This is a genomic window from Corallococcus sp. AB045 (genome assembly GCF_003668895.1).
In the GTDB taxonomy this organism is placed as follows: Bacteria; Myxococcota; Myxococcia; order Myxococcales; family Myxococcaceae; genus Corallococcus; species Corallococcus coralloides.
The window spans coordinates 1-13754 of sequence record NZ_RAWN01000081.1 but is presented as its reverse complement, the minus strand read 5'-3'; the positions used below and the strand labels follow the sequence as shown (position 1 = coordinate 13754).

13 protein-coding genes are annotated in these 13754 nt (G+C 69.7%); 12 read left to right on the top strand and 1 reads right to left on the bottom strand.

Annotated features, from left to right (window positions below; all coding sequences use genetic code 11):
- Window positions 1-24: 24 nt before the first annotated feature.
- The gene (locus D7Y21_RS20325; protein ID WP_121715156.1) at window positions 25-1767 is read left to right on the top strand and encodes an SH3 domain-containing protein; all 1743 of its coding nucleotides are present in this window, start codon (window positions 25-27) and stop codon (window positions 1765-1767) included.
- On the opposite strand, the gene D7Y21_RS20320 is transcribed toward D7Y21_RS20325, so the two are convergent.
- On the bottom strand, window positions 1764-2984 hold the full coding sequence (locus D7Y21_RS20320; protein WP_120561153.1) for an FAD-dependent monooxygenase: 1221 nt from the start codon (window positions 2982-2984) through the stop codon (window positions 1764-1766). The two genes, D7Y21_RS20325 and D7Y21_RS20320, sit on opposite strands and share 4 nt — an antisense overlap.
- Window positions 2985-3320: 336 nt before the next feature.
- Here D7Y21_RS20320 and D7Y21_RS20315 point away from each other — a divergent pair, with 336 nt between their 5' ends.
- The 11 genes from D7Y21_RS20315 to D7Y21_RS20265 all read left to right on the top strand — a co-directional run bounded on the left by D7Y21_RS20315 (window position 3321) and on the right by D7Y21_RS20265 (window position 13618).
- Window positions 3321-4148: a TadE family protein gene (locus D7Y21_RS20315; RefSeq protein WP_121715154.1), complete on the top strand. Its 828-nt coding sequence runs from the start codon at window positions 3321-3323 to the stop codon at window positions 4146-4148.
- A gap of 14 nt (window positions 4149-4162) precedes the next feature.
- Window positions 4163-5836, top strand: coding sequence for a pilus assembly protein TadG-related protein (locus D7Y21_RS20310; protein WP_121715152.1), 1674 nt, complete (start codon window positions 4163-4165; stop codon window positions 5834-5836).
- Between the two features lie 14 nt (window positions 5837-5850).
- Window positions 5851-6957 carry a pilus assembly protein gene (locus D7Y21_RS20305; RefSeq protein ID WP_120561156.1) on the top strand — a complete coding sequence of 369 codons (1107 nt, stop codon included), beginning with the start codon at window positions 5851-5853 and terminating at the stop codon, window positions 6955-6957.
- On the top strand, window positions 6954-7154 hold the full coding sequence (locus tag D7Y21_RS20300) for a hypothetical protein (RefSeq protein ID WP_120561157.1): 201 nt from the start codon (window positions 6954-6956) through the stop codon (window positions 7152-7154). Before D7Y21_RS20305 ends, D7Y21_RS20300 begins: the two co-directional genes overlap by 4 nt.
- A gap of 161 nt (window positions 7155-7315) precedes the next feature.
- On the top strand, window positions 7316-8401 hold the full coding sequence (locus D7Y21_RS20295) for a type III polyketide synthase (protein ID WP_120561158.1): 1086 nt from the start codon (window positions 7316-7318) through the stop codon (window positions 8399-8401).
- Window positions 8395-8970, top strand: a complete 576-nt coding sequence (locus D7Y21_RS20290) for an isoprenylcysteine carboxyl methyltransferase family protein (protein WP_121715150.1) — start codon at window positions 8395-8397, stop codon at window positions 8968-8970. The genes D7Y21_RS20295 and D7Y21_RS20290 overlap by 7 nt, the downstream gene beginning before the upstream one ends.
- A gap of 16 nt (window positions 8971-8986) precedes the next feature.
- On the top strand, window positions 8987-9238 hold the full coding sequence (locus D7Y21_RS20285) for an acyl carrier protein (RefSeq protein WP_370038937.1): 252 nt from the start codon (window positions 8987-8989) through the stop codon (window positions 9236-9238).
- Complete coding sequence (locus D7Y21_RS20280; protein ID WP_121715146.1) at window positions 9235-10992, top strand: fatty acyl-AMP ligase; 1758 nt, start codon at window positions 9235-9237, stop codon at window positions 10990-10992. The genes D7Y21_RS20285 and D7Y21_RS20280 overlap by 4 nt, the downstream gene beginning before the upstream one ends.
- Window positions 10993-11005: 13 nt before the next feature.
- Complete coding sequence (locus D7Y21_RS20275; protein WP_121715180.1) at window positions 11006-12103, top strand: NAD(P)/FAD-dependent oxidoreductase; 1098 nt, start codon at window positions 11006-11008, stop codon at window positions 12101-12103.
- A 64-nt stretch (window positions 12104-12167) separates the two neighbouring features.
- Complete coding sequence (locus D7Y21_RS20270; protein ID WP_121715144.1) at window positions 12168-12935, top strand: ATP-grasp domain-containing protein; 768 nt, start codon at window positions 12168-12170, stop codon at window positions 12933-12935.
- 122 nt (window positions 12936-13057) lie between these two features.
- Complete coding sequence (locus D7Y21_RS20265) at window positions 13058-13618, top strand: gamma-glutamylcyclotransferase (protein WP_121715142.1); 561 nt, start codon at window positions 13058-13060, stop codon at window positions 13616-13618.
- The last annotated feature ends 136 nt before the right edge of the window (window positions 13619-13754 follow it).

The following is a 13754-nucleotide window of genomic DNA, read 5'->3' as shown; positions in this document are numbered from 1 at the left end:
TTTTCGTCCCCGAGGCCGCTCCCGATGATTCAGTTCCCCCGCTTCATGTCCGCGTTCGTGCCGCCCCGCCCGGAGCCCCTGCCCGCTCCGGCGGGAAAAGGCCCCACGCTCCAGCCCGCGCCCCGTCCTCAGCCGTTCGGGTCGGTGTCGGCGTTCGACTCCACGACCGCGCCCGCGAGCAACCTGCACACGGAGCGGTTGGGAGACGGCAGCGCCAACTGCCTGGAGAAGGCGGTGGGGCTGGCGCGGCCGGGGGACTCCATCGTCCTCATGCGTGACGCGAGCGACGGCGTGGGCCACGCCCTGGTGCGCAGGCCGGACGGCTCCGTGGTGGACCCCAACCACCCCACGGTGCGCTACGAGACGCTGGGCCAGTGGCAGGCGACGCATCCTCGCTACTCGCAGCCCGTCCCGGTGCCAGCGGGCAGGATGCAGCAGGTCCTCTCCACGCCTCCCGGGCCCCAGCGCGAAGCCCTCATCCAGAAGCTGGGGCTGTCCGGTGTGGCGGACCGCCAGGTGGCGGATGGCGAGCAGTGGGTCACGCCCATCAAGGACGACATCAACACCCGCGCCAGTCCGGGCACCCAGGGAGCCTGGGTCGCCACCATGAACATGGGGGACCGGATGAAGGTGATTGGCCAGAACGACGATGCATCCTGGCTGAACGTGGAACTGGAGAACGGAACCCAGGTCTGGGTGAAGGCATCCCTGGTCGAGGAGGAGAAGCCCCCGGTACCGCCCTATGAGTCCCCCGTCCCCCGATGGATGGCGGACGGCACACGCCCGCCCGACATCGAGATGCACGTCTGGAACGCGCTGCCGCAAGAGAGCCGCGCGGAGATCATCCAGACCGCCCGGGAGAAGGTGGTGGCGGAGAACTGGCCAATGCCGGAGTTCGACGTCAACGGTCCGCCACCTTCCACCGTGGACTCCCTGGTGTGGGACCACCTTCCGCCCGAGGGCAAGCAGTCCCTCTTCCAGCAGGAGTGGCAGGCCGCCGTGCGCGAGCAGACGTCGCTCATCTTCGACGGGGTGCCAGAGGATGGCGCGGTGGCGGAGCACCCCTTCCTCGGCGTGGACAGCTCGTTGGGCAATGGCCAGGTGGGGGAGTGGCTCGACAACGCGCTGCAAGAGGGCTCCGCCGCGCAGTACATCAACCTGGAGAAGGCCCTCGGCCCGGGCTGGCGCCAGGTCCACTACAACCTGTGCGGCCCCCTGGCGGTGGGTGCCTCGCTGGGCATGTCACCCAAGGAGGCGCTGACGGCCTTCGCGGCGACGAGCGCGGGCATCCTCAATAGCGGAGATACGACCACGGCGACGCCCCTGGCGAAGGTCTACGAGGCCCGGGGGTGGACGACCGGCTACACGTCGGGGTCGGCGTCGATGCCGGCGCCGGAGGACATGGCGCGGATGCTCGACGACGGCAAGGCGCTCATCGCGCTGGTGAACATCGACACGAAGATCGGCGACGAGGACAAGGACGGCATGCTGCGCCTCCATGGCGACAGCACGAAGGCGGTGTCGCACTGGGTGAACGTGCGCGCGGTGGAGGACAACGGGAACGGAGGCTGGACGGTGCGCGTCTACAACCCCTTCGAGAACCGCGAGGAGATCTACTCGTGGGAGGACTTCGAGGCGTCCTGGGGGACGAACGGCGGGATGGTGCCCTCGACTGAAGTCGAGGGGGAGTTCGTCTTCCGATTCAACGCGGGCCACGGCCTGCTCGTCGCCACGCCGCCCCCGCCGGACGCCGCGACGTCTCCCTAGGCCGGAGGAGGCGGGAGGCTCAGGGCCACGGCGCCGCGGCCCCTGCGCTGCTCGCGGACCCACTGTTTGGAGTGGTGGATCTTGCGCAGCATCCCCTGCAGCGAGGGCTGCTGGCTGGCCATGAGCAGCAGGTAGCTCCACACGGAGCTGCCCCGGCGGTTCAGCAGCGCGTAGGCGAACTGGGTCGCGTCCTGGTCCACGTAGCTGGGGACGTTCTCGAACCACTCGGAGCTGCTGCGCGCCGCCAGCTGGATGGCCAGCAGGGAGGCGCGCCGCTCCTCGTCATACGCCTCCAGCGCGGTCGGCACGTCCGGCTGCGCTCGCAGCTGCCGCGCCAGCCCGATGGCGTCCTGCATGGCCAGCTTCGTCCCGGAGCCGATGGAGAAGTGCGTGGTGTGCGCGGAGTCACCCATGAGCACCAGGTTGTCGTGGTACCAGCGCTGGTTGGTGATGCGCTTGAAGTTGAGCCACGGCGCCCGGCCCATGCCCTTCAGCTGGTTGAACAGGGACTTGCCCTGGAGCCGGCTCTGGAAGATGCCCTCCAGCTTCCGGAGCGTCTCATCCGGTCCCAGCGAGTCGAAGCCCAATGCCTTCCAGGTCGTCTCCTGGCACTCCACGATGCAGGTGCTGGTCTCACTGTTGAAACGGTAGCCATGGAACCAGAGCCAGCCGGCGGGCGTCTCCTCGAAGGCGAAGGTGAAGGCGTCGAACACCTTGTTGGTGCCCAGCCAGATGTACTTGTTGCGTCCCTCCTCCACGTGCGTCTGGAAGTGATGGGCGTGGCGCTGGCGCAGCCGGCTGTTGACGCCGTCACAGGCGACGACGAGGTCCGCGTCCATGAACCCGGAGAGGTCCGTCACGTCGTGCTCGAAGCGGACGTCCACGCCCAACCCCTTCGCCCGCCGGATGAGGATGTCCAGCAGCCGGTCCCGTCCCAGCGCGAAGCCATAACCGCCAATGTGCGTCGCGTACTGGCCCCGCAGGTGCACCTCCTGCGTGTCCCAGCGCGCCGCGGCCTGGGCGATCCGCTGCGCGCTCACCGGGTCGTTGCGGAAGAGGTCGTCCAGCAGGTCATCCCAGAACACGACGCCCCAGCCATACGTCATGCCCGCGGGGTTGCGCTCGACGACGGTGACGTCGTGCTTCGGGTTGGACAGCTTCGCCAGGATCGAGAAATAGAGCCCGGCAGGGCCTCCGCCAACACAGACCATCTTCATCGAATCCCCCCAGCGCGCGAACGGCCCGGATGCTACCGGCCTGTCAGGGAAATCGACGCTGGCCGGAAGCGCTGTCTGTCGTCGCTGGCAGGACAGAACAGGGGATGGCTTGCGCGGTGGAGGACAGGCCGCGGGGCGCCGCGCTGCGGGTCGACGGGGGCGTGGTGGACTCCATCGCCTGATATCCCACATGTCCTGGCGGTGATTGCTTTGGAAGCCATGGGTAGACAAGCTTCCGCTAGCTGACAGATGTCTGCCTGGGAGTTGCCCTTTCAGGCAGGCATTGGTGGCAAGGACTGGTCAATCCCTTCCGGCCTGTGTGAGGCTGGAAGCCAAATGCAAACGGTCAATTCGGCCAGCCGGGGGGAGTCGGGTCAGGCCGCCGTGGAGTCCGCGCTGGTGGTGCCGCTGATGGTGTTCCTCATCCTGGGGACCCTCCAGCTCACCACCCTGCACCATGCAAGGTTGATGACCGAGTACGCCGCCTACCGCGCGGCCCGCACAGGCATTGTCAATCATGGTGATTGCGAGACCATGAAGAGCGCCGCTTACATGGCGCTCGCGCCGACGCTGGGACCGCCCGAGTCCGGGGGGCGGGGGCGGACGGACACGCTCCTCAACGCCATGGAGGTCCATGACGCCTATACGATTGGGACGCACTGGCAACAGAACCAGCGCTTTCCCGGCTCGACCCTGGAGCGGGTGCGCGTGGAGGTGCTCAACCCCAGGGCCGGCCCGTACAGCAGCCTCTTTGCCTCCTATGGCTCGCACCTGGGCGGCAGGGAGATCGACTTCGATGACTACCGCGACGCCACCGTCGTGGCGGCGAACCTGCTGTCCGTGCGGGTGACGTACTTCTACGAATTGCGCATTCCGTTCGCGAACTGGCAACTGCATACCTTCTACATGGGCCGGGAGGCCCTGGGCCAATTGGAGGGCGTCACCTTCCTCACCCAGCGGGCCCCCGGAGGCGGCTCCGCGTCCCAGTACCTGGAGGCGGAAGGGGCCAGGCGCGCGAAGTCCTATTTCAAGGAACTCGCCAGGCTGGCCGGGGCGCAGACGTATGCGATTCCGGTGGTGGCCACCTCCACCATGCGGATGCAATCCAACCTCATCCGGGGCGACCAGGGCCGGGGGCCCGTGTCCTGCGCGGTGGACGGCTAGGAAAGGGGCACTGGATGTTTGGCATGGTCAGGCGGATGCGCCGGGACGAGCGGGGACAGGCCCTGGTGCTGGGCGCCGTGTGCATGCTGGTGGTGGCCGTGGCGGTGATGTCATCCGTCAGCATCGGCCATGGCGTGTATGAGAAGATGAAGCTCCAGGACGCGGCGGACGCGCAGGCCTACACGCTCGCGGTGAAGGAGGCCCGCGCGTACAACTTCCTGGCGTACACCAACCGCGCGATGATCGTTCACTACAACGCCATGCTCACGGTGATGTCCTACGTGAGTCACGCGGTGTACCTGGACCGGACCATCGGCGCCGCGGCGAAGTTCCTGAAGGTCCTCCCGGGCATCGGGCCGGTCTTCGCGGCCATCTCCGCGATGATCAAGGCCTGGGTGAAGACGGTGGAGAAGATCGCCCCGACCCTGGTGAATGTCCTGACCCAGTTGAACATCGCCCTCTGGATTGCCCAGGAAGGCATGCTGTCCGCCACGCTGTATGACCTGTACAGCGATGCGAAACGCGACAAGAGCATCCACGTGACGGACCCGCGGGCGGAGGTGGAGTTCTCCATGGCCCGCAATGCCAGCTTCCGCGACGTGCCGCTGCCCGCGCTGTACGCGGACATCGGGACCATCAACCACTCCAACGCGAAGAACTTCCTCCACGTGCTGGACGACGGTCCCCGCAGCAGCAGCCCCACCATGGGGCCGGACCCCACGGGCATGCAGACGCGAGGGAGGCTGCTCAATCGCAACCGCAACCGGCTGTCCGACCCGGACATGGCCAAGTACCGCCTGCTCATGGGCAGCATGGCCAACGCGGTGCGCAGGGACTGGACCGCCACCGGCGAGGGCCCGGTGCTCATCGGGCGCGAGTGGAGCCTGCGGCTGTGCCTCGTCGTGGGAGAGCTGCGCGTCCAGAAGACCGCCGACAGTCAGATCAAGAGCTTCTCCGAGCGGTTCGAGGGCAACCGCAACGACCAGCTCTTCGCGGCGGATGACATCAAGATGGAGGTGCGTCCCGGCTGCGGCCTGGGCTTCCTCGACTGGTCCACCGTCTTCGAGCTGCACTTCCGCGTCGCGGCGGACGCGCGCGATGGCTTCCATCAGGAGTATGGCAACCAGAAGGTGTCCGCCCACCATCCATGGCAGGGCATCACGCCGTTCGTCACCTCCGACACCAGCTTCGTCGATCCCTGGCACAACCACTTCGGCTACCCCTGCAACATGGTGGTGCTGAGCAAGGACATGGGCGCGGAGCGTGGTGATGGCGGGGACGGGAGCCAGAAGGAGGTCTTCCAACTGGACAACCTCAGCCGGAACCACTTCCTGCGCAAGCAGGGGACCGGCCGCTTCAACTCCGGCACCGCCGAGTCGAATGGCACGACGAACCTGGAGGCGGGCATCCAGGAGTCCGTGCTGGACCTGACCTGGAAGTACGTCGGGGGAAAGCAGGATGCCTTCGCCCAGGACTTCCGGCAGTACTCCGGCGGAATGATGGCCATGTCCGTGGGACGCGCCATCTACCACCGGCCGGGTGAATGGAAGGAGGAGCCCAACTTCTTCAACCCCGTCTGGACCGCGCGCCTGGCGCCCGTGCAGACCCACTGGGACGAGGAGAACCTGGGGTGGCTGATTCCCTCCTACCGGGACGCGAAATGGCTGTTCAACGGCGTGACGTACTGAGGAAGGGGCGGGTGATGCGTTCCATGTCCCGGAGCCGGAGGGGCTCCGCCACGGTGGAGCTGGCGCTGCTGGCCCCCCTCTTCGTGGCGCTGCTCTTGTGGGTGAACTACTTCTGGGAGGTCCAGCGCGCGCGCCTCAAGACCGCGCAGCTGGCACGCTTCATCGCCTTCGAGCGCGTCGCGCGCTCGGACCTGACGGGCATCACGAGCGATGCCCTGCGGCGCTTCCAGGACCTGGACAGCGCCACGGAGGATGGCGAGCTGGGAAGCGCCTACCGCAACGAGGTGACCTTCTCCGCCAGGATGCAGGACGCGGACGCCCCCTTGAAGCGCCTGGGACTGGCGGACATCGCGTCGGCGGCGGGTGCCTCCGGGTCGGTGGGCGGGACGCTCGCGGCCCTGGGCAGCACGCCGGAGCAGATGGCCCGGCGGATGGGGCTGGACACCCGAACCGGCGCGGTCCAGGTCGACGTGGAGGTCCGCCTGGTGAACCGCATCATTCCCCAGGCGATCGGCCTCTACACCACGGGCTTTGGCGATTCGCGGCTGGACCTGGTCTTCCGGGAGAACTTCTACGTCTACCACGACACCTGGAGGGCCTGGCGCTCCGGGGACAGGCCGTCCCAGAGCTACGACCGGGTGGAGCAGCTGACGCGCGACCGCGTGCGTCCCATCGTCTACGCGGGCGCCGCCGATTCGGGCGTCGTCAACGCCATCAGCAACGCGCTGCAGGTGCTCCAGCTCGATTCACCCTTCGACGCGGCCTACATCCGCGACTCCATCCGGCTGCGCCACGTGGAGGAGCCCGGCGTTCCCACCGTCACCGCCACCCGGATGACCCCGGGTGACGTGCTGGAGGCGGCGTACTGGCTGGATGACACGAACTGGTGCCTCGGCTCCTGCGAGCCCCGGGAGATCCAGATGAAGCGCGGCATCATCCCGTCCAGCGGCTACGGCGCCAACTGGCCCATGCGGGCCTACCGCTGCCGCGGGCCGTACTTCCAGGGCGCAAGCGAAACCGGCTTCCCCGAGGCCGAGTACGTGAAGAAGGGAGAGCGCGGCTACTTCCACGAAGCCGACGATGCCTGCACCGGCTTCACAACCAAGGAAGAAGACGAATGAACGGCTGGGTGTGGAGGAGCTATCGCTGGCTGCGCAGGCCACGCTCGCGGGGACAGGCCGCGGCGGAGTTCACCCTGCTGCTGATGGCCCTGATGTTCGGCACGCTGGCCATCACCACGTTCGCGCCGGACATGTTCGCCGCGCTGACCATCTACGTCCGCGGCTACTACTGCGTGCTGGGCTACCCCTTCGGTTGAGTCAGGGCCCCTTCGGGGGCCGCGGGGCGTCGCGTGTGCAACAGTGTGGGCAGGCCCGGGGGTTCATGGGCGTGCAGGTCCGGCGATACACCGTCGCATCCGGCCCTGCGGGGGATTAAGCCTGGGGACTCGGCTCCCCGGGTGGGACCCTCCAGGACTTCATGCCCAGCACACCCCATCACGACCCCGCGCCATCCCCTTCGTTGAGCGCGGTGGGACGCGCGCTTCCTCCGCACTACGCCAGCCAGGAGCAGCTCATCGCGGCGCTGCGCGACCTGTGGGCGACGAAGCACTACAACCTGGAGCGGCTGGAGGACCTGCACCGCAACGTGCAGGTGGGCGGCCGGCACCTGGCGCTGCCGCTGGAGGAGTACCCGGCGCTCGCGACGTTCCAGCAGCGCAACGACGCGTGGATCCGCGTGGCCACGGAGCTGTCGGAGAAGGTGGCGCGGGAGGCGCTGTCGCGCGCGGGGCTCACTCCGAAGGACGTGGACCATGTCTTCTTCGTCACGGTGACGGGCATCGCCACGCCCAGCGTGGACGCGCGGCTGGTCAACCGGATGGGCCTGCGCGAGGACGTGAAGCGCACGCCCATCTTCGGCCTGGGCTGCGTGGCGGGCGCGGCGGGCCTGGCCCGAGCGTCGGACTACCTGCGCGCGTTCCCGAAGCAGACGGCGCTGCTCATCGCCACGGAGCTGTGCTCGCTCACGCTCCAGCGCGAGGACCTGTCCATCCCCAACATCATCGCCTCCGGCCTCTTTGGTGACGGCGCGGCGTGCGTGGTGCTGCGGGGCGCGGAGGCTCCATCCACGGGGCCGCGCGTGGTGGGCTCGCGGTCGGTGTTCTACCCGGACACCGAGCGGGTGATGGGCTGGGACGTGGTGGACACGGGCTTCAAGGTGGTGCTGTCCGCGAAGGTGCCGCAGCTGGTGAAGGAGCACATCCGGGGCAACGTGGATGGCTTCCTCGCGGAGCACGGGCTGGCCCGCGGGGACGTGAAGCACTGGGTGGCGCACACCGGCGGCCCCAAGGTGCTGGAGGGCTTCGAGTCCGCGCTGGAGCTGGAGCCCGGCGCGCTGGAGCGCTCGTGGAAGTCGCTGCGGCAGGTGGGCAACCTGTCCAGCGCGTCGGTGCTCTTCGTGCTGGGGGAGACATTGGAGGAGGCGGACACGAAGCCGGGAGACTGGGGCGTGGTGATGGCCATGGGCCCGGGCTTCTGCGCGGAGATGGTACTGGTGCGATGGTGACCGGCACACAGGCGTTGTTCGCGGGCTTCATGGGGCTGCTCGTCGCGGAGCGGCTGTTGGAGCTGGTGCTCTCCAAGCGCAACGCGGCGCGAGCCTTCGCGCGGGGCGGGGTGGAGACGGGGCAGGGGCACTACCGGTTCATGGTCGTGTTCCACACGCTGTTCCTTGTCGCGTGTGTCGCGGAGGTGTTCGGCCTCCAGCGTCCCTTCTGGGGCGCGTGGAGCTGGGCGGCGCTGGTGGGCGCGGGGGTGGCGCAGGGGCTGCGGTACTGGGCCATCGGGACGCTGGGTGACCGGTGGAACTCGCGCATCATCGTGGTGCCGGGGCTGGCGCCGGTGACGGGCGGGCCGTACCGGTTCCTGCGGCATCCGAACTACGTGGCGGTGGTGTTGGAGCTGTTCTGCGTGCCGCTCATCCACGGGGCGTGGGTGACGGCGGTCGTGTTCACGGTGGGCAACGCGGCGCTGCTCTACGTGCGCATCCGCGCGGAGGAGGCGGCGCTCGGAGCGGTGTACTCCGAGGCCTTCGCCCACCGTCCCCGCTTCATTCCGGAGGTTCGCCGTGGCTGACATCGTGATGGAGGCGATGGCGGAGATCCGCCGCATCGCCCGCGAGGAGCTGGAGTTCGAGGGCGCGGTGGAGCCCGCGCACGACCTGCTCCGGGATCTGCACCTGGACAGCCTGGGGCTGACGGTGCTGGCGGTGGGCCTGGAGAACCGCTTCCGGGTGCTGCTGTCGGAGGAGGACGCGCAGGGCGTGCGGACGGTGGAGGACCTGGCGCGGCTGGTGGCCAGGCGGGTCGAGGCCGCGAAGCCGGACGTGGGAGCGCACCCGTGAAGGGGCCGCCCCTGCCGGCGCTGAAGCACGCCACGGTGAACGCGATGCTGAAGGCGACGTCGCACACGTCGCTGGGGCTGGTATTCGTGGATGCCGCCGAGCACGAGACGTCCCTGCCGTGGGCCCAGGTCTACCGGCGGGCGAAGCGCGCGGCGGCGGGGCTGGCGCGGATGGGCGTGCGTCCGGGAGACCGGGTGGCGCTGCTGTTGCCCACGTCACCCGCGTTCATGGATGCGTACTTCGGCGCGTTGCTGGCGGGCGCGGTGCCGGTGCCGCTGTACCCGCCGGTGCGGCTGGGGCGGCTGGACGAGTACCACCGCTCGACGGCGCGCATGCTCCAGCTGACGGGCGCGGTGGTGGTGCTGACGGACACACGTGTGCGGCTGCTCCTGGGCCCGAGCATGGCGCTGGCGCGGCCGAAGCTGGGCTGTCACACGGTGGACGCGGTGCTGCACGGCGACGAGGACCTGGAGGTGGAGGTGGGGCCCGACGCGCTGGGGCTCATCCAGTTCTCTTCCGGCTCCACGGTGGAGCCGAAGCCGGTGGCGCTGACGCACGGGGCGCTGGTGGCGCAGGTGGCGGCGCTGGAGGAGGCGATGCCGGTGGCACCGGGCGTGACGCCGGTGGGCGTGAGCTGGCTGCCGCTGTACCACGACATGGGGCTCATCGGCTGTGTGCTCGCGGCGCTGTACTACCCGGGCAGCCTGGTGCTGATTCCGCCGGAGACGTTCCTGGTGAAGCCGGCGCTGTGGCTGCGCGCGCTGTCGCGGCACCGGGGCTTCGTGTCGCCCGCGCCGAACTTCGCCTATGGGTTGTGTTTGAAGCGGGTGAAGGACGCGGACCTGCAGGGCGTGGACCTGTCCGGGTGGTTGCACGCGCTCAACGGCGCGGAGCCGGTGTCCGCGGACACGCTGCGCCGCTTCGCGGAGCGGTTCGAGAAGTGGGGCTTCACAGCTCGGGCGCTGCGGCCGGTGTATGGCTTGTCGGAGGCGTCGCTGGCGGTGACGTTCCCGCCCGCGGGCCGGGGGCCGCGCGAGCTGGGCGTGGATCCGGACGTGCTGGCGCGCGAGGGGCAGGCGCGTGACGGGGCTCGCACGCTGGTGAGCGTGGGCGCGCCGGTGGCGGGCTTCGAAGTGCAGGTGAGAGGCGAGAACGGCGCGGTGTTGCCGGAGCGCCAGGTGGGGCGCGTGTTCACGAAGGGGCCGTCGGTGATGCGCGGCTACTTCGAGGACGCGGAGGCGACGGCGCGGGCGCTGGTGGGAGAGGGCTGGCTGGACACGGGAGACCTGGGCTTCAGCGCGGACGGAGAGCTGTACCTGACGGGCCGCGAGAAGGACCTGGTGATCATCCGGGGCGCGAACCACGCGCCGCAGGCCTTCGAGGATCCGCTGCTCAAGGTGGACGGCGTGCGCACGGGCTGCGCGGTGGCGCTGGGCTTCACGCCCGAGGGCGGCGAGGACGAAGCGTTGCTCATCCTGGCCGAGCGCGCGGAGCGGGGCGCGGACGTGGCGTCGGTGGAGGCGGACATCCGCGCGGCGGTGGTGGAGGCGACGGGCGTGCAGCCGCACACGGTGAGACTGCTGGAGCCAGGGACGCTGCCACGCACGTCCAGCGGCAAGCTGCGAAGGAGCGAAGCGCTGCGGCGCTATCTGGCCGGAGAGCTGACGGCGCCGAAGAAGGTGGGCGCGGTGGGGCTCGCGGTGGAGATGGCGAAGAGCGCGCTGGCGATGGTGCGTGCGGAGCACGACTCGTGACGTGGCTGGACACGTGAAGCAGCATGACGTGGTCGTGGTGGGCGGAGGTCCAGCGGGGCTCGCGGTGGCCATCACGGCGGCCCGGCGTGGGCTGGACACGGTGGTGGTGGAGCGTGCATCCACGCCCGTGGACAAGGCGTGCGGTGAAGGCCTGATGCCCTCCGGCCTCGCGGCGCTGGAGCGGCTGGGCGCGCTCGCGCACCTGGACCGGAGCGACAGCTCGCCCTTCGTCGGTATCCGCTACGTGCAGGAGGATGGCAGCACGGCGGAAGGAAAACTGCCCGCGCCCGGTGGACTGGGAGTCCGCAGGCTGGCCCTGTCCCAGGCGCTGGCGACCCGCGCGCGCGAAGTAGGGGTGGACCTGCGCGAGCACACGCATGTCGTGTCGCACGTGCGCACGCCGGACGGGGTGATGCTGGAGACGCCCGTGGGCCGCGTGTCCGCGCGCTTCCTCGTCGCGGCGGACGGCTTGAACTCACCGCTGCGCAAGGCCGAGGGCCTGGATGTAGAGCAGGCCGTGCCCCGGCGCTACGGACTGCGGCGCCACTTCCGGCGAGTGCCTTGGACACCCTACGTGGAAGTGCACTTCGCCTCCGGCGTCGAGGCCTACGTGACGCCCGCCGGAGCGGAGCGCGTGGGCATCGCGTTCCTCTGGGAGGACGGCACGGTGCCGGGCCGCGTGGGTTTCGACTCGATGCTGGAGCGCTTCCCCCGCTTGGCGGAAAAGCTCACCGGCGCGGAGCCGGACTCCCAGCCACGCGGCGCAGGACCCCTGGCACGCGTGGCCCGCAGGCGCGTCGCGGATCGCTTCGCCCTCGTCGGTGATGCCGCCGGCTACGTGGACGCGCTGACAGGCGAAGGACTCACGCTCGTCTTCGCCTGCGCGGAGTCCCTGGGCGCGCTGCTCCCGGACGCCCTGGCGAAGGGCGCGGGCCGCGACACGCTGCTGCCCTACGAGCGCACCTTCCAGCAGGTGTTCCGCAAGTACGCCTGGACCACGCACGGTCTGTTGATGCTCGCGCGCCGCCCGAGCCTGCGCAGGCCCGTGGTGCGACTGCTGGGCCGCGCCCCCTGGCTCTTCGAGCGCATCCTCGCCGCCGTGGTGACGTGAACCGCCTGTCAGCCCGTTCCTCGCTCCCACGTCCGCGCGGCGGCCATCATCCACGGAGCCGCGCATGCATTGGGTCGTCCAGAACAACCTCTTCAACGAGCAGGGCTTCCACACGTTGATGGATGTCCTGGCGCACGGCTCCATCCCGCACACCCTGGTCAAGGTCATCCCGTTCGGAGGTGGCATCGAGCCCGCGGTGCAGCCGTCCGGCCCCGTCATCGTGATGGGCTCGCTCTCCCTGACCCGCTACGCGCGCGAGCAGGGCTGGACCCCCGGCGCCTTCATCAACGACCAGTTCGACTTCCGCGTCTGGCGGCGGCACCTGGGCCCGCACCTGCTGAACGCCGAGGCCACGGTGCATCGCTTCGCGGACGTGCCGGAGCAGCCGGGGCTCTTCTTCATCCGCCCCTGCCTGGACGACAAGGCCTTCTCCGGCATGCTCACGTCCTGGGACGCGTTCACCCACTGGCGCGAGCAGGTCCTGAAGCTCGACACGTACGCGACGGTCACCGCCGACACGCCGGTGGCCGTCAGCGCGCCCAGGCACATCCAGCGCGAGTACCGCATGGTCGTCGTTGACGGCCGGGTCATCACCGGCTCGCTCTACAAGCTGGGGGACCGCGTGGTGGCCTCGTCCCAGGTGGAGCCGGAGGTCCAGGCCTTCGCGCAGCGCATGGCGGACACCTGGGGCCCGGACCGCGCCTACGCGCTGGACGTGTTCATGCACGCAGGCGAGCTGTTCATCGGTGAGTTCAACAACCTGAACTCGGCCGGCTTCTACGCCTACGACGTCGGCAAGATGGTGGCCGCCGTGGAGGCCATGCGGTTCTGAGCGTGCCGGACCTTCCGGGAGCGCACCTGCTCCCGGAAAGCCCGGAGCCACCTGGCCCCCGGACGCGGATCCGCACGACCCGGCCCTTGTTCCACCGCCGCGCGCCGGGGACACTCGTCCCCATGGCATCTGGCCCCGCGGCTTCGCGTCCCTGGTTCGCGTTCTCCCTCGACCTGGCCCCGGCCTCGGCGAGCCGGCACCTGCACGGCCTGCCCCCCGTGCCCGACTTTCCCGAAGGCGAGCTCGCCGAAGCCCTGGACGTGGACGTCGTCTACGACGTGCACGTGCCCAACTGGGGCGGCCGGGTCGCACGCCTGGTGGATGCGCCCGGACACCGGTTGTCCGGGCGGCTGCGCCCCGTCGCCACCGAGTCCTGGCCCGTCCTCGCCCGCCTGGAGACCGCGCTCGCCATGGCCACCGAGGAGCGCCCGGTGAAGGTGCGCACCGCCTCCGGCACCGTGGTGGACGCCCACGCCTTCACCCCCGCCGAGCGCAACACCTCCACGCAGGGGCCCGTCAGCGAGGCCTTTCTGATCACCCTCGCCGTCGCCGCCGAGCGCGCCCGCCTGCCTGCCGCCGTCGTCGAAAAACTCCAGGCCGAAGCCCGCATCGTCCACGCCGTCCAGCACGCCCGGCCCGACGGACACTCCCCTCCGCCCCCCTCCAAGTCCGGCATTAAGTGACAGCCGGGTCCAGCCGGACCGAAAAACGCCCCGCTCGCTGAGAAAAAGGGCGGAGTGACGCAACCGGGCGCCGCGTCACTCCGACGATGAAGAGGAGGGGCCCTCTCCCCGCCATCACCCCCGCCGGCCCCGAGGA

Excerpts from the sequence above, each read along its gene's own strand:
- D7Y21_RS20265 (WP_121715142.1), top strand. The coding sequence starts at position 13,058 with ATGGCATCTGGCCCCGCGGCTTCGCGTCCCTGGTTCGCGTTCTCCCTC.
- D7Y21_RS20295 (WP_120561158.1), top strand. The coding sequence starts at position 7,316 with ATGCCCAGCACACCCCATCACGACCCCGCGCCATCCCCTTCGTTGAGC.
- D7Y21_RS20305 (WP_120561156.1), top strand. The coding sequence starts at position 5,851 with ATGCGTTCCATGTCCCGGAGCCGGAGGGGCTCCGCCACGGTGGAGCTG.
- D7Y21_RS20285 (WP_370038937.1), top strand. The coding sequence starts at position 8,987 with ATGGCGGAGATCCGCCGCATCGCCCGCGAGGAGCTGGAGTTCGAGGGC.
- D7Y21_RS20310 (WP_121715152.1), top strand. The coding sequence starts at position 4,163 with ATGTTTGGCATGGTCAGGCGGATGCGCCGGGACGAGCGGGGACAGGCC.
- D7Y21_RS20325 (WP_121715156.1), top strand. The coding sequence starts at position 25 with ATGATTCAGTTCCCCCGCTTCATGTCCGCGTTCGTGCCGCCCCGCCCG.
- D7Y21_RS20300 (WP_120561157.1), top strand. The coding sequence starts at position 6,954 with ATGAACGGCTGGGTGTGGAGGAGCTATCGCTGGCTGCGCAGGCCACGC.
- D7Y21_RS20320 (WP_120561153.1), bottom strand. The coding sequence starts at position 2,984 with ATGAAGATGGTCTGTGTTGGCGGAGGCCCTGCCGGGCTCTATTTCTCG.
- D7Y21_RS20270 (WP_121715144.1), top strand. The coding sequence starts at position 12,168 with ATGCATTGGGTCGTCCAGAACAACCTCTTCAACGAGCAGGGCTTCCAC.
- D7Y21_RS20290 (WP_121715150.1), top strand. The coding sequence starts at position 8,395 with ATGGTGACCGGCACACAGGCGTTGTTCGCGGGCTTCATGGGGCTGCTC.
- D7Y21_RS20315 (WP_121715154.1), top strand. The coding sequence starts at position 3,321 with ATGCAAACGGTCAATTCGGCCAGCCGGGGGGAGTCGGGTCAGGCCGCC.